Origin of the sequence: Enterobacter sp. 148H3, from assembly GCF_034107425.1 — a bacterium.
In the GTDB taxonomy this organism is placed as follows: Bacteria; Pseudomonadota; Gammaproteobacteria; order Enterobacterales; family Enterobacteriaceae; genus Enterobacter; species Enterobacter vonholyi.
In genome coordinates this window covers 11,640-30,215 of record NZ_JAWNEI010000001.1, presented here as the reverse complement: position 1 = coordinate 30,215, position 18,576 = coordinate 11,640, and the positions used below count along the sequence as shown (strand labels likewise).

Here is an 18,576-nt window from a genome sequence, read left to right as displayed (position 1 = left end):
AGAGAATCCTGAGCGCCGACGAAACCGTTTGCGTCGAAATAAAATTTGCCCAGAGGTTTAACAATAGATGTGACCTGTCTCTCTAATTGGTTGCCAAGTGGCGCAAGTTTACGCAAAATGCCGCTCATTCAATGGCAAACCTTATTATTAACATGGCTACAGCAAACTGAGGCAACCGGCGTCGCAGAGAATTAACTAATTGAAAAAATTAAAGATTAATTATCTGCTCATCGGCATTGTAACGTTGCTGTTGGCAGTGGCCCTCTGGCCTTCTATCCCCTGGTTCGGCAAAGCCGAAAACCGTATCGCCGCCATTCAGGAGCGGGGGGAATTGCGCGTCAGTACCCTCAACTCCCCGCTCATTTACAGCGACATCAACGGCAAAATCATTGGTCTGGATTATGAGCTGGCACAACAGTTCGCCGATTATCTTGGCGTGAAGCTTAAAATCACCGTCCGCCAGAATATAAATCAGCTTTTTGACGACCTCGATAACGACGATGCCGACATGCTTGCCGCCGGACTGGTGTATAACAGCGAGCGCAGCAAGAACTACCAGCCGGGCCCGACCTACTATTCCGTTTCGCAGCAGCTAGTTTACCGCGTCGGGAGCCTGCGCCCGCGCTCGCTGGCTTCGATTAACGATCGGCAGCTGACGATTGCGCCCGGCCACGTGGTGATTGACGACCTGCGTGAGCTCAAAGAGAAAAAATATCCCGACCTGAGCTGGACGGTGGATCCGAAACTCGGCACGACGGAGCTGCTTGAGCAGGTAAAAGACCAGAAAGTGCCCTACACCATTGCCGATTCGGTCGCAATCAGCCTGTTCCAGCGCGTGCACCCTGAAATCGCCGTGGCGCTGGACGTTACCGACGAGCAGCCCGTGACCTGGTTTAGCCAGCTTGATGACGATCAGACCTTCTCTGCCGCGATGCTTGATTTTTTCAACACCATCAATGAAGACGGTACCCTGGCGCGTCTGGAGGAGAAGTACCTCGGGCACGGCGATGACTTTGACTACGTTGACACCCGCAGCTTCCTGCGCGCGGTAGACAGCGTCCTGCCGGACCTGCAGCCGCTGTTCGAAAAATACGCCCAGGAAATTGACTGGAAACTGCTGGCGGCTATTTCGTATCAGGAATCCCACTGGGATACCCAGGCCACGTCCCCGACTGGCGTGCGTGGTTTGATGATGTTAACCAAAAATACCGCGCTGAGCCTGGGCGTGAATGACCGTACCGATGCCGAACAAAGCATCAGCGGCGGCGCGCGTTATCTGCAGGATATGATGGCCAAAGTACCGGAAACGGTGCCGGAAGAGGAGCGGATCTGGTTCGCGCTGGCGGCCTACAATATGGGCTATGCGCATATGCTGGATGCGCGAGCATTAACGGCCAAAACGAAAGGCAACCCGGACAGCTGGTCAGACGTAAAGCAGCGCCTGCCGCTGCTGAGCCAGAAGCCATGGTATAACAAACTGACATACGGCTACGCGCGCGGGCATGAAGCCTACGCCTACGTGGAAAATATCCGTAAATATCAGATTAGCCTGGTCGGGTATCTGCTGGAGAAAGAGAAAGAGGCGACAGAGGCCAAACGGCTGGCTCAAAGCTACCCTGTCGTGGCGCCGGACGAACTTAATCGCCCAACAGCTTCAATTCTGCCTTTTGCTGCTTTTTCTGCTGACGGCGCATTCGAAAGAAATCACTTAATAGCCCCGAACACTCTGGTGCGAGCACCCCGCCGATAGTCTTCACCTGGTGGTTCATTCCGGGGTGCCCCAACACGTCCATCAGTGAGCCGGCCGCGCCGGTTTTTTCATCCCGCGCCCCGAAAACCAGAGTCCCGATCCGGCTGTGCACCATCGCCCCGGAACACATCACGCACGGCTCCAGCGTCACATACAGCGTGGTATCAAGCAGGCGATAGTTTTGCAGCACCAGACCGCCCTGACGAAGCGCCATAATTTCGGCGTGCGCGGTAGGGTCGTGGCGGCCAATCGGACGGTTCCACCCTTCGCCAATCACCTGGTTATTGTGGACCAGCACGGCGCCTACGGGCACTTCGCCCTCGTCCCAGGCACGCTGAGCGAGCGTTAGCGCGTGGCGCATCCAGTATTCATGATTGTATTCAGGGATGGACAACGGTTGATTCTCCAGTCGAAAAGCGGCGGCATTATACACACCCCTTATGGATAAGACTATTCGAGTTGCTGGAGTTCACCTGACGGCGTGACGCGCCAGCGATGCTGGCAAAAATAGAGCAGCGGGTTGTCCTGTTTGCTGTCGCTGTAGCCGCTGTACAGGCGCAGCGGCGTACCGATGCGTTTCTCCAGCTGGACCACTTTTTCATGCCCCAGACAGCGCAGGGTTAGCACCCAGCCGCCGTAACCGCGGGCAATTTGCGTGGCGATAAGATTCACGCGCGGAAGCCAGGGGGTATCAAAGTAGACCTGCTCCACAAGCGTCTGCGGGGAGCCTGTAATCAGCCAGATGTCGGCATCGTTCGCGTCGAGGTAGCTGGTCAGGCGCGCCTGTACAACAGGAAAGGCCGCAACGTGACCGCGAAACCAGTGCGCAAAATCCTTTTCGAGCTGTTTGAGCCGCGCTTCGCTGTGCCCAAAGGTACATCCCCACAGCAACAGACTCATCGGCCATCGCGCCGCACGGCCTTTCACCAGCAGCGCGATACCGATAACGGGTAAGAGCGGTAGCACGAGCAGCGCATTCAAAGGCTGACGCCGCAGCAGGTAACGCATAAACGTACCAAACATATCCTGCTGATGCAGCGTTCCATCCAGATCGAAAAAGACAACGCGACGCGCGTGATTTGCCAAACCTTACTCCTCTGGGTCGTTGAATCCTAATAGCCAGGTAAAAAGGAACCCGGCGATCACCGCTACTAAATAGCCTAACAGATAGAGCATCACTTTTCCGGTCACGATGGTTAATGCCAGCGGTAAACCGGAAAGCCCAAAGGTGATCACGGTGGCGACTTTCCAGTAGCTGATCAGCGCCCCGCCTACCGCGCCCCCCAGACAGGCCGCGAGGAAAGGTTTACCCAGCGGCAGCGTAACGCCGAAAATCAGCGGCTCGCCGATGCCGAGCAGGCCGACCGGGAGCGCGCCTTTAATCATTTTCTTCAGACGCGCGTTGCGGGTTTTCATCAGGACGGCAATCGCCGCGCCGACCTGCCCCACGCCCGCCATCGACAGGATAGGCAGCAGCGCGTTATAGCCGTGCGCCTGCACCAGCTCGACGTGGATCGGCACCAGCCCCTGGTGCAGGCCGGTCAGCACCAGCGGCAGGAAGGTACCGGAAAGCACAGCGCCAACCAGCAGCCCGCCGCGGTCAATCGCCAGAGACGCACCGTGAGCGATGGCTTCAGAGATCCACCCGCCTAACGGCTGGAGGGCCACAATCGCTACGCTACCGGTAATCAGCGTAGTCAGCAGCGGGTTGAGAATAAGCTCAATCGAGCCGGGCAAAACCGCGCGCAGCCTTTTCTCGATCCAGCACATCAGGATGACCACCAACAGCACCGCAATTACCCCGCCGCGGCCCGGCTGAAGCGCCTCACCAAACAGCGTAATCTGCGCCAGCTGCGGGCTGGACAAAATGCCCGCCATCACCCCGCCCATCGCCAGCGATCCGCCAAACACCTTCGCGGTATTGACCCCGACCAGAATGTTCATAATGGCGAACACCGCGCTGCCGAAGATCCCGAGAATCCCCAGCAGGTTCGGATACTGCGTGGCGAAATCCCCCACGATATCCGGTCGCTTGAGGATATTGATGATCCCGGTGATCAGGCCGGAGGCAATAAACGCCGGGATCAGCGGAATAAAGACGTTGGCCAGCTGTCGCAGCGCGTCGCTCATGGGGGCTTTGTATTTGGCTTTCGCCTGCGCTTTGGTGCGCTCAGTATCGTCAATCGATACGCTCGCGCTAACGCCCATCAGCGCGCGCATAGCATCGACAACCTGCGCCGCTTTCCCTGGGCCGACGATCAGCTGGTGCTGCTGGCCCTGCTTCACGTAACCGCTGACGCCGGATAGCTGCTTCAGACCCGGCACGTCAAGCTGGTCGTCGTTATGCACCTCGACGCGCACGCGCGTCATGCAGTTTTCGAGACGCTGAATATTTTTTTCCCCGCCGATCCCCCGCAGGATATCGCTGGCGAGCGCTGCTGTTTTGTCCATAGACGCCTCTGTTAGTTTTCTAATGCCGCCCGTAAGAAGCCGTTATGCGCATCGAGTTTTGCTCTCGCGGTCGCCGCATCCAGCCCGCTTAAAATCATCAGAATGGCAGGTTTAACATCATGATCGGTTTGTTTGAGTACCGCTTCGGCCTCTTCACGGCCTGCGCCCGTCGCCTCCATCACCATGCGGCAGGCTCTGTCCACCAGCTTGACGTTGGTGGCCTGCATATCCACCATCAGGTTCTGATACACCTTGCCGAACTTCACCATCGCGCCGGTGGAGATCATATTGAGCACCAGCTTTTGCGCGGTCCCGGACTTGAGGCGCGTGGAGCCGGTGAGCGCTTCCGGCCCGACCACCGGAGAGATAGCGATAGCGGCCACCTGCGCAATCGGGGAGCCCGGATTACAGGAGATGGCCACCGTCGTGCAGCCGGTCTGGTTGGCGTATTCCAGGCCGCCAATGACGTACGGCGTGCGCCCGGATGCCGCCAGACCGACCACCAGATCCTTCTCCGTCAGATTCAGCGCCTTCAGGTCATCCTCGCCCAGCTGTTTGTTATCTTCCGCCCCTTCAACGGCTTTCAGCAGCGCACCGGGACCACCGGCAATTAACCCAACGACCAGACCATGCGGCACCCCAAAGGTGGGCGGACATTCTGACGCATCCAGAACCCCAAGACGCCCGCTGGTCCCCGCCCCCATGTAGATAATGCGTCCGCCGGCCTTGAGGGCTTCCGCCGCCGCATCGACCGCTTTCGCCACCTCGGGTAATGTCTCTTTCACTGCCTGCGCGACCAGCGTATCCTGTTGATTAAAGCGGTTAACCAGCTCCAGGGTGGAGAGCGCATCCAGATCCATGGTTTGCGGGTTACGCGTTTCAGAAACAAGTGAGCCAAGATTCATTTTTGTACCTCAAGAATTTTTAATTCATAATAATCACACTATAATGGAATATAAAATTCATTCAGGCGAGCAAAATTCGTATTTGCGCAGATAATCACATTTTCGCCAGGAGACCGTATGAACTGTTTAATTCGCATTCGCCAGCGCTACGCAGGCTTTGCCCAAAGCGACAAGAAGCTGGCGGATTTTTTGCTTTCTCAACCCGATCGCGCGCGCCATCTCAGCTCGCAGCAGCTGGCAAGTGAAGCCGGCGTGAGCCAGTCCAGCGTGGTGAAATTTGCCCAGAAGATTGGCTTTAAGGGATTCCCTGCCCTCAAGCTGGCGATTAGCGAAGCACTGGTCAGCAACCCCAATCCGCAGTCCATGCCGGTGCATAATCAGATCCGCGGCGATGACCCGATGCGGCTGGTCGGCGAAAAGCTGATCAAAGAGAACGTGGCCGCCATGCATGCGACGCTCGATGTGAATACGGAAGAGAAGCTGCTGGAGAGCGTGGCGATGCTGCGTAGCGCGCGGCGGATCGTTCTGACCGGCATCGGCGCGTCCGGACTTGTGGCGCGTAACTTTGGCTGGAAGCTGACGAAAATTGGCCTTAACGCCATCGTCGAACAGGATATGCACGCCCTGCTGGCGACCGTACAGGCGATGGATCCTGACGATCTGCTGCTGGCCATCTCTTACTCCGGCGAGCGTCGTGAAATCAACATGGCAACTGATGAAGCGCTGCGCGTCGGCGGTAAAATTCTGGCAATCACCGGTTTTACGCCGAATGCTCTGCAGCAGCGGGCCACGCGCTGTTTATATACCATTGCCGAGGAGCAGGCCACGCGCAGCGCGGCTATCTCGTCCACCAGCGCACAAATGATGCTGACGGACCTGCTGTTTATGGCGCTGGTGCAGCAGGATCTGGAGCGAGCGCCAGAGCGCATTCGCCACAGCGAAGAACTGGTAAAGAAACTGGTTTGACGCGTATAATGCCCGCCCAGTTTGTGTTGTTTCTGAGAATTTCCTGATGGCGCTGTTAATTACCAAAAAATGCATTAATTGCGATATGTGCGAGCCCGAATGCCCGAACCAGGCCATTTCGATGGGCGACAGCATTTATGAGATTAACAGCGACCGCTGCACCGAATGCATCGGCCACTATGAAACGCCGACCTGTCAGAAAGTGTGCCCGATCCCGAATACCATTCTGAAGGATCCGGCGCGCGTCGAGAGCGAAGAGCAGCTGTGGGATAAGTTTGTCCTGATGCACCACGCGGACAAACTTTAACTTTCGATGATCACCGTCGCGCTGGCATAGTGGCGTTCATCCGCGATCGTCACGTGCATGTGATTCACGCCCAGCTTCTCTGCAAGCTTTTGCGCCTCGCCCCATAAACGCAGGCTTGGCTTACCCAGCTCATCGTTAAACACTTCAAACTGGTTGAACGCCAGACCGTTACGAATGCCGGTCCCGAAGGCTTTGGCGGCCGCCTCTTTTACCGCAAAACGCTTCGCCAGAAAACGCACCGGCTGCTGATGCGCTTCCCAGATGGCCCATTCGTTATCGCTCAGCACACGCCTTGCGAGGCGATCGCCGCTGCGGGCGATCACCGCTTCAATGCGGGCTATTTCAACGATATCGGTACCCAAGCCCAGAATGGCCATTACTGACGCGCTTCCAGCATCAGGCGTTTCATCTCGGCGACCGCCTCTTTCAGGCCGCTCATTACCGCGCGGCCAATGATCGCGTGACCGATGTTCAGCTCGTGCATTTCCGGAATGGCGGCAATGGCCTTCACGTTATGGTAGGTCAGGCCGTGACCGGCATTGACCTTCAGGCCCAGGCTTGAGGCATACGTGGCCGCTTTTGCAATACGCTCCAGCTCTTTCGCCTGCTCGGCATCGTTTTTGGCATCAGCATAGCAGCCCGTGTGGATTTCGATATACGGTGCGCCCACGTCGGCCGCCGCTTTAATCTGGGCGAAATCAGCGTCAATAAACAGAGAAACCAGGATACCGGCATCCGCCAGGCGCTTGCAGGCATCGCGTATTTTGTCGAGCTGGCCGGCCACGTCCAGACCGCCTTCGGTGGTCACTTCCTGGCGTTTTTCCGGCACCAGGCAGCAGAAGTGCGGCTGGGTCTCGCAGGCAATGGCGAGCATCTCTTCGGTGACCGCCATCTCCAGATTCATACGGGTGTCCAGCGTCTGGCGCAGAATGCGAACGTCGCGGTCAGTGATATGGCGACGGTCTTCACGCAGGTGAACGGTAATGCCGTCGGCGCCAGCCTGTTCAGCGATAAACGCCGCCTGAACCGGATCGGGATACGCCGTGCCGCGCGCATTACGCAGCGTGGCGATATGATCGATGTTGACGCCTAACAGTAATTCAGCCATGACAATCCTCGGTTTTCTTTTCGATTCTGTGGTCTAACGTTTCGGCACAAACTGCCTGAATAATTCGCGGCTCTTTAAGGGCTTGCCGCCAAGATACGGCTTGAGGGCAATCCGGGTAAAGCGTTTTGCTGCGCGCAGGGTCTCCTGATCGGGAAACTCGCGCTCATACAGCGCCCGGAGCTGGCGCCCGGTAAAGGTGCTGTTGTCGATCACGACGCTGGCAATAAAGCCTTTTTCTTCGCGGTAGCGGTAGGTCATGGTGTCTTCCACTTCGTCACCGCTGCCCGCACAGTGCAGAAAATCGACCCCGTACCCAAGATGGCCCAGCAGCGCCAGTTCAAAACGCCGCAGCGCAGGCTCGGGCGTGCCGGTTGCGCCAGCCAGCGCCTGGATACAGTGCAAATAATCAAAGAAAAGTTCAGAGAAGCGAGTCTCATGTTCAAGAACGCGTGAAATGAGTTCATTGACATACAGACCGCTGTAGAGCGTGATGCCAGAGAGAGGAAGCGCCAGGGAGACGGCTTCGGCGCTGCGCAGGGTTTTAACTTCCCCTCGCCCACCAAAGCGAACCAGCAGCGGTGTGAAAGGCTGTAGGGCGCCTTTCAGGTTAGAACGTTTGGAACGTGCGCCTTTGGCAACAAGACGCACGCGGCCCGACTCTTCCGTGAAGACGTCCAGCATCAGGCTGGTTTCGCTCCAGGGACGACTATGCAGAACGAAGGCGCGCTGCCATCCTTCCATCATACTCGTCGTCTTGAGTTACTGGTCTTCGCCGTAACCGAGGCTGCGCAGAGCACGCTCATCATCGGCCCAGCCAGATTTCACTTTCACCCACAGTTCGAGGTGAACCGGCGCTTCGAACATCTCCATCATGTCCTTACGGGCTTCAATGCCGATGGTTTTGATCTTGGCACCTTTATTGCCGATCACCATCTTCTTCTGCCCTTCACGTTCAACGAGGATCAGGCCGTTGATGTCGTAGCCGCCACGCTCGTTGCTCTGGAAACGCTCGATCTCCACCGTCACAGAATACGGCAGTTCAGCGCCCAGGAAACGCATCAGCTTTTCACGAATGATTTCAGACGCCATAAAGCGCTGAGAGCGATCGGTGATGTAGTCTTCCGGGAAGTGATGAATCGCTTCCGGCAGATGTTTACGCACGATGCCCGCGATGGTGTCCACGTTCAGACCCGTCTCCGCAGACAGCGGAACGATGTCGAGGAAGTTCATCTGGCTACCCAGCCACTGCAGATGCGGCAGCAGATCGGCTTTTTCCTGCACGTTGTCCACTTTGTTGACCGCGAGGATGACCGGCGTTTTGCCGTCACGCAGCTTGTTCAGCACCATCTCGTCGTCCGGCGTCCAGCGGGTGCCTTCCACAACGAAGATCACCAGCTCCACGTCGCCAATCGAGCTGCTCGCCGCCTTGTTCATCAGACGGTTGATGGCACGCTTCTCTTCCATGTGCAGGCCCGGGGTATCGACGTAGATCGCCTGATACGCGCCTTCAGTATGGATACCGACGATGCGGTGACGCGTGGTCTGCGCCTTACGCGAGGTGATAGAAATCTTCTGCCCAAGCAGATTATTCAGCAGAGTGGATTTGCCAACGTTCGGACGTCCGACGATGGCAATAAATCCGCAATAGGTCTTTTCTTCGCTCATTCCAGCTCCAGCATTTTTAACGCCTGTTCGGCGGCAGCCTGTTCAGCCTTACGACGGCTTGAACCTGTGCCCACCACCGGTTCACTCAGGCCACTGACCTGGCAATGGATGGTAAATTCCTGATCGTGCGCTTCGCCACGAACCTGCACCACCAGATAAGACGGCAGCGGCAGATGACGACCCTGCAAATATTCCTGCAGACGCGTTTTCGGATCTTTTTGTTTATCGCCCGGGCTGATTTCGTCCAGACGGGTCTGATACCAGTTAAGGATCAGCTTTTCTACGGTCTGGATATCGCTGTCCAGGAACACACCACCAATTAATGCTTCGACCGTATCGGCAAGAATAGATTCACGACGGAAGCCGCCGCTTTTCAGTTCACCCGGCCCAAGACGCAGACATTCGCCCAGTTCAAATTCGCGCGCGATTTCCGCAAGGGTATTACCCCGAACCAGCGTGGCGCGCATGCGGCTCATATCCCCTTCATCCACACGCGGGAAACGATGATAAAGCGCATTCGCAATCACGAAACTTAAAATAGAGTCGCCTAAAAACTCGAGACGCTCATTATGTTTGCTGCTGGCACTGCGGTGGGTTAATGCCTGTTGCAACAACTCCTGATGATGAAAAGTGTAGCCCAGCTTCCGTTGAAGCCGATTAATTACGATGGGGTTCATGCGATACCAATAAATGAATGCGTCAAAAATGCAGCACACGAAACCGACCTGAGAAAACCAACGCGGTTTCGTGTGCCGTGGCACCCTTGCAGGGCCAACCTTAAACTTCGGGGGAATATTCTATACACAACGACAGGGGATGTCGTTAGTTCGAAGAGATTTATCGTGGAAATAATTCACGTAGCCGCTAATTAAAGCGGCTACGCGTTCATTTATTGAGAATTAATGGATTCCGCCGATACGATTCAGGCGTACACCGGTCGGCCATTCGCCTTCCTGCTTCTCAAAACTCATCCAGATGGCGGTAGCTTTACCGACCAGATTCGCTTCCGGCACAAAGCCCCAGTAACGGCTGTCCGCTGAGTTATCGCGGTTGTCACCCATCATGAAGTAATGCCCTGGCGGTACAATCCAGCTCGCGAGCTGCTGGCCCGGCTGACGATAGTACATACCCAGCTGATCCTGCGCGATCGGCACGGTGAGGATTCGGTGCGTCACATCGCCCAGCGTCTCTTTACGCTCAACCAGACGAATGCCGTCCTCTTTGGTTTCACCTTTCGGTACCTGGAAGAATCCGCTGGTCGCTTCGCCGCCGTTACGACGAGCAAAGGTCTGCACAAAATCACTTGGCTCAACGTTTGAGTAGGTGATTGGCAGCGCGTTTTCGCATGCGGTACCGGAGCTGCAGCCCGGCTGAACGGTGACTTCTTTCGCAACCGGATCGTAAGTCACTTTATCACCCGGAAGACCTACCGCGCGCTTGATGTAGTCCAGGCGCGGATCTTCCGGATATTTGAACACCACGATGTCGCCGCGTTTCGGATGACCGGTTTCGATCAGCGTTTTCTGGTAGATAGGATCTTTAATGCCGTAGGCAAACTTCTCTACCAGAATAAAATCACCGATTAGCAGCGTTGGCATCATTGAACCTGATGGGATTTGGAACGGCTCGTAAATAAACGAACGTACCACCAGCACAATCGCCAGCACCGGAAATACCGAGGCGCCCGTTTCCAGCCAGCCCGGTTTCGGGCCGACTTTCTTCAGGGTTTTCGCGTCAATCCCATCGCCAGTGGCTGCCTGTGCGGCAGCCTGACGTTCGCGACGTTTTGGGGCGAAGATAAACTTATCCAGACACCACAGCAGACCTGTCACCAGGGTAGCAATGACCAGGATCAGGGCAAACATGTTCGCCATGCCAACTCCTTAGGGTTATTTGCCGTCTTTACCAACATGAAGGATGGCAAGGAATGCTTCCTGCGGCAGCTCGACGTTACCGACCTGCTTCATACGCTTCTTACCTTCTTTCTGCTTCTGCAGCAGCTTTTTCTTACGGCTGACGTCACCGCCATAGCACTTCGCCAGAACGTTTTTACGCAGCTGTTTCACGGTTGAACGCGCGATAATATGGTTGCCAATGGCCGCCTGAATCGCGATATCGAACTGCTGACGCGGGATCAGATCTTTCATCTTCTCAACCAGCTCGCGGCCACGGTATGGCGCATTGTCGTTGTGGGTGATCAGCGCCAGCGCATCCACACGCTCGCCGTTGATCAGCACGTCCACACGCACCATGTTGGAGGCCTGGAAGCGTTTGAAGTTGTAATCCAGTGATGCATAGCCACGGGAGGTCGACTTCAGACGGTCGAAGAAGTCGAGCACCACTTCCGCCATCGGGATTTCGTAGGTCAGCGCGACCTGGTTACCGTGGTAAACCATGTTGGTCTGCACGCCGCGCTTCTCAATACACAGCGTAATGACGTTGCCCAGGAACTCCTGCGGCAGCAGCATGTGACATTCGGCAATCGGCTCACGCAGCTCGTGAATATTGTTCAACGGCGGCAGCTTGGATGGGCTGTCGACGTAGATCACTTCTTTCGAGGTGGTTTCAACTTCATATACTACCGTCGGCGCGGTGGTGATCAGGTCCAGATCGTATTCACGCTCCAGACGCTCCTGAATGATCTCCATGTGCAGCAGACCAAGGAAGCCGCAGCGGAAGCCGAAGCCCAGCGCCGTTGAGCTTTCTGGCTCATAGAACAGGGAGGCATCGTTCAGGCTCAGCTTGCCAAGCGCATCACGGAAGTTTTCGTAGTCGTCAGAGCTGACCGGGAACAGGCCCGCGTAAACCTGCGGTTTCACCTTTTTAAAGCCTGGCAGCGCTTTATCTGCCGGGTTGCGCGCACCCGTCAGGGTATCACCCACCGGCGCGCCGAGGATGTCTTTGATGGCGCAGACCAGCCAGCCAACCTCGCCGCATGTCAGCTCGGTGCGGTCAACCTGTTTTGGCGTGAAGATACCCAGACGGTCGGCGTTGTAGACCTGTCCGGTACTCATTACCTTGATTTTGTCGCCTTTGCGCATGGTGCCGTTTTTAATACGCACCAGGGAGACAACGCCCAGATAGTTATCGAACCAGGAGTCGATAATCAGCGCCTGCAGCGGGGCATCCGGATCGCCTTCCGGGGCCGGAATATCACGCACCAGACGTTCCAGCACGTCGGTGACGCCGACACCGGTTTTCGCGGAGCAGCGCACGGCATCGGTCGCGTCAATGCCGACAATATCTTCAATCTCTTCCGCTACGCGCTCAGGATCGGCGGCTGGCAGGTCGATCTTGTTCAGAACCGGCACAACTTCGAGATCCATTTCCATCGCGGTGTAGCAGTTTGCCAGGGTCTGGGCTTCAACGCCCTGCCCGGCATCCACCACCAGCAGCGCGCCTTCACAGGCAGCGAGCGAGCGTGATACTTCATAGGAGAAGTCAACGTGGCCTGGGGTGTCGATAAAGTTCAGTTGATAGGTTTCACCATCAGCCGCTTTGTAATCAAGCGTAACGCTCTGCGCTTTAATGGTGATACCGCGTTCGCGTTCCAGGTCCATGGAGTCCAGAACCTGGGCTTCCATTTCACGATCAGACAGGCCACCGCAAATCTGGATAATACGGTCAGACAGCGTCGACTTACCGTGGTCAATGTGAGCAATGATCGAAAAGTTACGTATGTTCTTCATATAGTTAAATAATTATGCCTTACGAATTCCTGGAGGCCGCTGTTCTTAGCCTGACGTTTTTCAGTGCGAAAACGCAGCATTCTACACTACATCCTCGCTACCTGGAAATGCACTTAGAGACTGGTATAGCGTGAAGAAAGGACGTTTTCTGTTTTAGGGTGTAAAAAAAGATAAAGCCCGATGGATCACCGGGCCTCAGAAGAGAGCGTTTCAACACGAAGCTGGTCTGGCGCCAGCCCAACGCTGAGAATGACAGGCTGCCACTCCTCGCGCGCGGCGAGTGTTGGGGAGAGACCTTTGGCAAGCCAGAATCCCCCTACGCCACCCAATGCGGCACCGCACATAGCGGCCACATCGGTACCAAACAGCATCTGAAACAGACCACCCATGATAAACAGGCCGACCAGCGGAGAGAGATACACCAGCATAGCGGAGCTGAGCAGGCTGCCTTCCGCGATGCCCAGTTCCACCTTCTGCCCGGCCATCAGCGGCTGTTCGCTTGGCACTGAAATCGTGTGCGATGTTTGTGGCCCGAGCTTGTTCAGCACGCGGCTGCCACAGCCAGCGCGGGATGCACAGCTATTACATGAGGCTTTAACATCGCAGCTCACCAGCGCAATGCCGTTCTGCCATGAGACAACTGTCGCCCACTCTTTGATCATTGTGCAGCCCTGAATTTAATGCTGTCGGAAATACGTTTCGCCGTTTGCGGAGGGAGTTCTCCCACAATGGTGATTTCTGCATTATCGCGTACCGTTGTACTCACCGTACGGCGCCCGGTACGCAGCATTTGTTCAGCGCTGTTTGCCGTTGCGCGATTGATATTCACCGAGAAGCTGAACAGACCATCCGAATAGAGACGCGATTCCACCGGCGTTTCAATCGTTGGCAGCTGACGACGGCTGCTGGACACTTCGCTAAACCCTTGTGGGATCCAGGCAGGTACCCAGTTGAAATTAACGGAATCCCCGGCAGGAACAGAAAGCAGCGGCGGCAGGCTGGCCTTAGCCAGATTCTGCATGCTGTTGCCAACCTGATTGTTCACGCTGAAGGAGATAACGCGGAACTGTTCCAGCGTTTCACCGTCACGGTCAAGCAGGTCTACACGCATCGGGAGTTTAGTTTCAGCGTCGATCCAGACAATATAGCTGTAACGCGTTCCATCCCGGGCGACAACGCGGATCACCTCGCACAGTCTGTCCGCAATACGCGTACGCCCTACCGAAATAAAATCGTAGTAAGGGGCAAGCCGTTTGAAGTCGGTGTAAATGAGTGACGGCAGGGAATCAACGATATAGTCGCCATTCAGCGTGAAAGGTTCCAGGCCGGGCTCGAAATAGCTGATTTCGTTACCACGCTGGACAACTTCCCGACGCGGACCATCCATCTGTAAAAGCTGGGCGAGCGGCTGGTTATCAAGACGGGCATGGCGATAGCGTAACGACTCGACGCCCTGCTTATTGATGCTGATAAATGCCAACTCGTAATTGAGTGACTGGCTGGCCAGATTCATTTGCTGCAACAACGCCCCGGATGATACATCAGCCGAGGCGTTGGCAGAGAAGAACAGGCTACCCGCCATCAGAGACATGGCGAACCAAAGTTGCTTCATTACTGCGATTGCGTTCCTAAAGTTTGGTTTCCGGGCACCTGCACAGCAGCTTGCTGTGTCTGCGCCTGCTCAAACTGAAGCTGTTCAGAGTGCAGACGACGCTGCAACTCATAATCCTGCAACATCGCATTAATGCGACGGCGCTGCTCCTGAACCTGCTGTTGCTGGCCGCCGCTGGCGGAAGCATCAGCCGGTACGCCCAAGCTTACCGGGCTGGCTTTGCCCATCATCGGCAGTGTGTTAAACACTGGCGCTTCTGGCTGCTGATTAGTTTCAGACTGAGTATTATAGTGCTGGACGCCAACAATAACTGCAAGCGATACGCATGCAGCCACACCCATTTGGGTAAGCTGGCTGGCCCACGGGCGCACCTTTTGCCAGAATGGCATTTTCTGCCACTGGTGAGGTGCGGGTTGAGCTTCAGGAATCAGCGGAGTGGTCTGATGAACAGGCTCATTCTCAATCGCCGCCATGACGCGGGCTGAGATATCGAAATGGAGAACCTCGCCGGTGTCACCGCGAAGGGTGTCACGGATGAGATGGTAACTCTCCCAGGTCTCTTGCATTTCGGGAGAATGAGACAGCTCGTTGAGCAGCTCACTATCTACCGTTTCACCATCCATTAAAGCGGAAAGTTTTTCTTTCTGCATGCCTAATACCTTTTCCAGTATCCCGCTATCGTCAACGCCTGATAAGCGGTTGAACTTTATTATCAATAGCTTCTCGCGCACGGAAAATTCGTGAACGTACCGTGCCGACCGGACAATCCATGATAGCGGCTATCTCTTCATAGCTCAGACCATCAAGCTCCCGTAACGTAATTGCCATGCGTAAATCTTCCGGGAGCGACTCGATCGTGCGAAAAACGATTTGTCTCAGTTCTTCTGACAACATTAAGTTCTCAGGGTTCGAAATTTCTTTCAATGCGCCGCCACTTTCGAAGTTTTCGGCGTCGATTGCGTCCACATCACTAGAAGGCGGACGACGGCCCTGAGCGACCAGATAATTCTTTGCCGTATTGACCGCAATACGGTACAGCCAGGTATAAAAAGCACTATCTCCCCGGAAAGAATCCAGCGCGCGATAGGCCTTAATAAAAGACTCTTGCACCACATCAGGCACATCGCCTGACGGTACATAGCGGGAAACCAGGCTCGCCACCTTATGCTGGTAGCGCACCACCAGTAAGTTAAAGGCTTTCTGATCTCCCTTCTGGACCCGTTCAACCAGGACCTGGTCCGTTAACTGCTCGCTCATCCGAGGTAATGTCTCCCCAAACCTAAATTCCACGCGTTATTCGAAACGCCACTCTAAAAATACCGCACTTTGAGCAAGCACAAATTAGAGTGTCTGATCTTCAATAAGTTCCGTAACGCCTTTGTTTTTGTTCATCGCGCCGCAGACTGTTCATTTTCTCTCATTATAAGTCTGTTCACGATACGCACCAGTTTCTGACAAGAAACATCTTTTTCCCGCCAGAAGAGTAACGCAACACAGGCTTTATTTCACCACAAAATCTGACGCTAACGATCTGCTTCGCAAAATAATTTCACTCATTTACCCTCCGTTTACCTCAACTTAAGAGTTTAGCCATTGCAACAGTCGCTAAAAAAATACGTGCGATATATCGCATTCGAGTGCTATTCTGACTCAACACTGTTTAGTAAATTAAACAACAATCATGAACACAACACCTGAACTCCATTGTGATGTACTGATCATCGGCAGCGGCGCTGCCGGTCTCTCTCTGGCGCTGCGCCTGGCCGAGCATCAAAACGTTATCGTTCTGAGTAAAGGGCCGATAAGCGAGGGTTCCACGTTTTATGCCCAGGGTGGCATTGCCGCGGTGTTTGATGAGACAGACAGCATTGCATCCCACGTTGAAGATACGCTGATTGCCGGGGCCGGGATCGTGGATGCACACGCCGCAGAGTTTGTCGCCAGCAATGCCCGTCATTGCGTGCAGTGGCTCATCGACCAGGGCGTCTTGTTCGATACGCAGGTTCAACCCAACGGTGAAGAGAGCTACCACCTGACGCGCGAAGGCGGCCATAGCCACCGCCGCATCCTGCACGCAGCAGATGCTACCGGAAAAGAAGTGGAAACCACGCTGGTCGGCAAAGCGCTGAAGCATCCTAATATTCGGGTTCTTGAGCGGAGTAATGCCGTTGACCTGATTATCTCTGACAAGATTGGCCTGCCCGGCACGCGTCGCGTGGTGGGCGCCTGGGTCTGGAACCGTAATAAAGAGAAGGTGGAAACCTGTCAGGCAAAGGCTGTAGTACTGGCTACGGGCGGCGCCTCAAAAGTGTATCAGTACACCACGAACCCGGACATTGCCTCCGGAGACGGTATCGCTATGGCCTGGCGCGCCGGCTGCCGGGTGGCGAATCTTGAGTTCAATCAGTTTCACCCAACCGCCCTGTTCCACCCTCAGGCGCGCAACTTCCTGTTGACGGAAGCCCTGCGCGGCGAAGGGGCCTATCTGAAACGCCCTGACGGCACCCGCTTTATGCCGGACTTTGACGCCCGTGGCGAACTGGCCCCCCGCGATATCGTTGCTCGCGCCATCGATCATGAAATGAAGCGCCTTGGCGTGGACTGCATGTATCTTGATATCAGCCATAAGCCAGCAGCGTTTATTCGCCAGCATTTTCCAATGATTTATGAAAAGCTGCTCAATCTTGGCATTGATTTAACGCGCGATCCGGTGCCGATTGTGCCAGCCGCCCACTATACCTGCGGTGGCGTAATGGTTGACGATCATGGGCGTACCGATGTGGACGGACTTTATGCTATCGGTGAGGTCAGCTATACCGGGCTTCACGGCGCGAACCGTATGGCTTCTAACTCGCTGCTTGAATGTCTGGTGTACGGCTGGTCGGCCGCAGAAGACATCACGAAGCGCATGCCCTACGCCCGTGAGACTGAGCACCTGCCAGCCTGGGATGAAAGCCGCGTGGATAACCCGGACGAGCTGGTCGTGATCCAGCATAACTGGCATGAGCTGCGGCTGTTTATGTGGGACTACGTCGGAATTGTGCGCACCACGAAACGTCTTGAACGCGCATTGCGCCGCATCACCATGCTGCAGCAGGAAATTGATGAGTATTATGCCAATTTCCGCGTATCCAATAATCTGCTGGAGCTGCGCAATCTGGTGCAGGTTGCCGAGCTGATCGTTCGCTGCGCGATGATGCGTAAAGAGAGCCGCGGGCTGCACTACACCCTGGACTACCCGAATCAGCTTGCTGAGTCCGGCCCGTCGATACTCGCCCCGCAGGTTTACATAAACAGATAAAACGCCTGGGTCAGGGCAGTGTAATCTTCGGAATAACGCTGGTCTGGCCCACGGATCACCATTCGATCGTTAAAGCATTCCCCCTCTTTCGGCGAGAGCGCCAGCAGCACGCGGTGCGGCAGTCGGCCTTCCGTATCCGAAATATCGGTACGCAGGCGTAACGTCCAGCCAATCTCCTGCGCGATACCAATGAACGTGTTGCCGGTACTCTCAGGCAGGACCACGCAGAAAAAACCTTCTTCGGAGATAAGCTCGGCCGCACTGGTGAGCAGGGCCTTGTGATCGAGGGAACCGGTATAACGCGCCTGCTCACGCTCGGGGGTACCGCACTCAACGCCGGGCTCGTAGTAAGGAGGGTTGCTGACGATCAGATCGTAACGCGCGGTTTGTTCAGGCGCCCAGGCGAGCACATCTGCGCATTCCACTTTCATGCGGGCAGCCCAGGGGGATTCGGCTACATTTTCATTCGCCTGCTCTGCCGCCTGCGCATCCAGCTCGACGGCATCGATGGTGACATGCTCTTCCGTGCGCTGCGCCAGCATTAACGCCACCAGCCCGCTGCCGGTACCGATATCAAGAATACGCTTAACACCTGCGACAGGCGCCCACGCTCCCAGTAAAATGCCGTCTGTACCGACCTTCATGGCACAGCGATCGTGAGCGACAAAAAATTGTTTGAACGTAAAACCATCGCGGCGCAGCTGCGCTTTGAGTTGAGACATGTCGGGGCAACCTTCTAAGTGAAACTGGAGTAGCATAGGGGAAAGCGAAGTGGCCGAAAAGCGATATCCATACAAACAGATGAAGATTACAGCCGTAACG

General features: G+C 55.6%; 20 protein-coding genes. 4 read left to right on the top strand and 16 right to left on the bottom strand.

Going from position 1 to position 18,576, the window contains the following annotated elements; genetic code table 11:
• Positions 1-199: 199 nt before the first annotated feature.
• On the top strand, positions 200-1,750 hold the full coding sequence (mltF, locus tag USH94_RS00165; RefSeq protein WP_111965132.1) for a membrane-bound lytic murein transglycosylase MltF: 1,551 nt from the start codon (positions 200-202) through the stop codon (positions 1,748-1,750).
• On the opposite strand, the gene tadA is transcribed toward mltF, so the two are convergent.
• Genes tadA through murQ form a run of 4 tightly spaced genes read right to left on the bottom strand, consistent with a single transcriptional unit; the run spans position 1,638 to position 5,106 of the window.
• Positions 1,638-2,144 (bottom strand): tRNA adenosine(34) deaminase TadA, encoded by a 507-nt coding sequence (tadA, locus tag USH94_RS00160; protein WP_220123739.1) that lies wholly within the window; start codon positions 2,142-2,144, stop codon positions 1,638-1,640. The genes mltF and tadA overlap by 113 nt on opposite strands.
• A gap of 56 nt (positions 2,145-2,200) precedes the next feature.
• Positions 2,201-2,836: a phosphatidylglycerophosphatase C gene (gene yfhb / locus USH94_RS00155; RefSeq protein ID WP_039263757.1), complete on the bottom strand. Its 636-nt coding sequence runs from the start codon at positions 2,834-2,836 to the stop codon at positions 2,201-2,203.
• 3 nt (positions 2,837-2,839) lie between these two features.
• Complete coding sequence (locus USH94_RS00150) at positions 2,840-4,201, bottom strand: PTS transporter subunit EIIC (RefSeq protein WP_111965130.1); 1,362 nt, start codon at positions 4,199-4,201, stop codon at positions 2,840-2,842.
• 11 nt (positions 4,202-4,212) lie between these two features.
• Complete coding sequence (gene murQ / locus USH94_RS00145; RefSeq protein ID WP_111965129.1) at positions 4,213-5,106, bottom strand: N-acetylmuramic acid 6-phosphate etherase; 894 nt, start codon at positions 5,104-5,106, stop codon at positions 4,213-4,215.
• 117 nt (positions 5,107-5,223) lie between these two features.
• On the opposite strand from murQ, the gene USH94_RS00140 reads away from it, so the two are divergent.
• Positions 5,224-6,072, top strand: a complete 849-nt coding sequence (locus USH94_RS00140; protein WP_111965128.1) for a MurR/RpiR family transcriptional regulator — start codon at positions 5,224-5,226, stop codon at positions 6,070-6,072.
• 46 nt (positions 6,073-6,118) lie between these two features.
• A complete protein-coding gene (locus tag USH94_RS00135) occupies positions 6,119-6,379 on the top strand; it encodes a YfhL family 4Fe-4S dicluster ferredoxin (RefSeq protein WP_111965127.1) in 261 nt (86 codons plus the stop codon).
• Here the strand turns inward: USH94_RS00135 and acpS are convergent.
• The 11 genes from acpS to rpoE form a co-directional block, all read right to left on the bottom strand.
• Positions 6,376-6,756 (bottom strand): holo-ACP synthase, encoded by a 381-nt coding sequence (gene acpS, locus USH94_RS00130; RefSeq protein WP_023294331.1) that lies wholly within the window; start codon positions 6,754-6,756, stop codon positions 6,376-6,378. The genes USH94_RS00135 and acpS overlap by 4 nt on opposite strands.
• Positions 6,756-7,487 carry a pyridoxine 5'-phosphate synthase gene (pdxJ, locus tag USH94_RS00125; RefSeq protein ID WP_111965126.1) on the bottom strand — a complete coding sequence of 244 codons (732 nt, stop codon included), beginning with the start codon at positions 7,485-7,487 and terminating at the stop codon, positions 6,756-6,758. The genes acpS and pdxJ overlap by 1 nt, the downstream gene beginning before the upstream one ends.
• Before the next feature lie 33 nt (positions 7,488-7,520).
• Entirely contained in the window at positions 7,521-8,228 is a 708-nt protein-coding gene (recO, locus tag USH94_RS00120; protein WP_111965331.1) for a DNA repair protein RecO, read from the bottom strand.
• Positions 8,229-8,246: 18 nt separating this feature from the next.
• A complete protein-coding gene (gene era, locus USH94_RS00115) occupies positions 8,247-9,152 on the bottom strand; it encodes a GTPase Era (RefSeq protein ID WP_111965125.1) in 906 nt (301 codons plus the stop codon).
• Positions 9,149-9,829, bottom strand: coding sequence for a ribonuclease III (gene rnc / locus USH94_RS00110; RefSeq protein ID WP_003860711.1), 681 nt, complete (start codon positions 9,827-9,829; stop codon positions 9,149-9,151). Before rnc ends, era begins: the two co-directional genes overlap by 4 nt.
• 222 nt (positions 9,830-10,051) lie before the next feature.
• Positions 10,052-11,026, bottom strand: coding sequence for a signal peptidase I (lepB, locus tag USH94_RS00105; RefSeq protein ID WP_023308848.1), 975 nt, complete (start codon positions 11,024-11,026; stop codon positions 10,052-10,054).
• Positions 11,027-11,041: 15 nt separating this feature from the next.
• On the bottom strand, positions 11,042-12,841 hold the full coding sequence (gene lepA / locus USH94_RS00100) for a translation elongation factor 4 (protein WP_023308849.1): 1,800 nt from the start codon (positions 12,839-12,841) through the stop codon (positions 11,042-11,044).
• A gap of 185 nt (positions 12,842-13,026) precedes the next feature.
• Positions 13,027-13,503: a SoxR-reducing system protein RseC gene (rseC, locus tag USH94_RS00095; protein WP_023308850.1), complete on the bottom strand. Its 477-nt coding sequence runs from the start codon at positions 13,501-13,503 to the stop codon at positions 13,027-13,029.
• Positions 13,500-14,453 carry a sigma-E factor regulatory protein RseB gene (rseB, locus tag USH94_RS00090; protein ID WP_023308851.1) on the bottom strand — a complete coding sequence of 318 codons (954 nt, stop codon included), beginning with the start codon at positions 14,451-14,453 and terminating at the stop codon, positions 13,500-13,502. Before rseB ends, rseC begins: the two co-directional genes overlap by 4 nt.
• Complete coding sequence (gene rseA, locus USH94_RS00085) at positions 14,453-15,103, bottom strand: anti-sigma-E factor RseA (protein WP_008502186.1); 651 nt, start codon at positions 15,101-15,103, stop codon at positions 14,453-14,455. Before rseA ends, rseB begins: the two co-directional genes overlap by 1 nt.
• 31 nt (positions 15,104-15,134) lie before the next feature.
• Positions 15,135-15,710 (bottom strand): RNA polymerase sigma factor RpoE, encoded by a 576-nt coding sequence (rpoE, locus tag USH94_RS00080; RefSeq protein ID WP_006176728.1) that lies wholly within the window; start codon positions 15,708-15,710, stop codon positions 15,135-15,137.
• Between the two features lie 424 nt (positions 15,711-16,134).
• Here rpoE and nadB point away from each other — a divergent pair, with 424 nt between their 5' ends.
• Positions 16,135-17,754, top strand: coding sequence for an L-aspartate oxidase (gene nadB / locus USH94_RS00075; RefSeq protein ID WP_111965124.1), 1,620 nt, complete (start codon positions 16,135-16,137; stop codon positions 17,752-17,754).
• On the opposite strand, the gene trmN is transcribed toward nadB, so the two are convergent.
• Positions 17,739-18,476 (bottom strand): tRNA(1)(Val) (adenine(37)-N(6))-methyltransferase TrmN, encoded by a 738-nt coding sequence (gene trmN / locus USH94_RS00070; RefSeq protein ID WP_111965123.1) that lies wholly within the window; start codon positions 18,474-18,476, stop codon positions 17,739-17,741. The genes nadB and trmN overlap by 16 nt on opposite strands.
• Between the last annotated feature and the right edge of the window lie 100 nt (positions 18,477-18,576).

Bases quoted from the DNA above. Each gene is read 5' to 3' on its own strand.
- rseC (WP_023308850.1), bottom strand. From the start codon at position 13,503: ATGATCAAAGAGTGGGCGACAGTTGTCTCATGGCAGAACGGCATTGCG.
- rseA (WP_008502186.1), bottom strand. From the start codon at position 15,103: ATGCAGAAAGAAAAACTTTCCGCTTTAATGGATGGTGAAACGGTAGAT.
- acpS (WP_023294331.1), bottom strand. From the start codon at position 6,756: ATGGCCATTCTGGGCTTGGGTACCGATATCGTTGAAATAGCCCGCATT.
- rpoE (WP_006176728.1), bottom strand. From the start codon at position 15,710: ATGAGCGAGCAGTTAACGGACCAGGTCCTGGTTGAACGGGTCCAGAAG.
- USH94_RS00150 (WP_111965130.1), bottom strand. From the start codon at position 4,201: ATGGACAAAACAGCAGCGCTCGCCAGCGATATCCTGCGGGGGATCGGC.
- murQ (WP_111965129.1), bottom strand. From the start codon at position 5,106: ATGAATCTTGGCTCACTTGTTTCTGAAACGCGTAACCCGCAAACCATG.
- USH94_RS00140 (WP_111965128.1), top strand. From the start codon at position 5,224: ATGAACTGTTTAATTCGCATTCGCCAGCGCTACGCAGGCTTTGCCCAA.
- lepB (WP_023308848.1), bottom strand. From the start codon at position 11,026: ATGGCGAACATGTTTGCCCTGATCCTGGTCATTGCTACCCTGGTGACA.
- trmN (WP_111965123.1), bottom strand. From the start codon at position 18,476: ATGTCTCAACTCAAAGCGCAGCTGCGCCGCGATGGTTTTACGTTCAAA.
- rseB (WP_023308851.1), bottom strand. From the start codon at position 14,453: ATGAAGCAACTTTGGTTCGCCATGTCTCTGATGGCGGGTAGCCTGTTC.
- recO (WP_111965331.1), bottom strand. From the start codon at position 8,228: ATGGAAGGATGGCAGCGCGCCTTCGTTCTGCATAGTCGTCCCTGGAGC.
- era (WP_111965125.1), bottom strand. From the start codon at position 9,152: ATGAGCGAAGAAAAGACCTATTGCGGATTTATTGCCATCGTCGGACGT.
- lepA (WP_023308849.1), bottom strand. From the start codon at position 12,841: ATGAAGAACATACGTAACTTTTCGATCATTGCTCACATTGACCACGGT.
- nadB (WP_111965124.1), top strand. From the start codon at position 16,135: ATGAACACAACACCTGAACTCCATTGTGATGTACTGATCATCGGCAGC.
- rnc (WP_003860711.1), bottom strand. From the start codon at position 9,829: ATGAACCCCATCGTAATTAATCGGCTTCAACGGAAGCTGGGCTACACT.
- pdxJ (WP_111965126.1), bottom strand. From the start codon at position 7,487: ATGGCTGAATTACTGTTAGGCGTCAACATCGATCATATCGCCACGCTG.
- USH94_RS00135 (WP_111965127.1), top strand. From the start codon at position 6,119: ATGGCGCTGTTAATTACCAAAAAATGCATTAATTGCGATATGTGCGAG.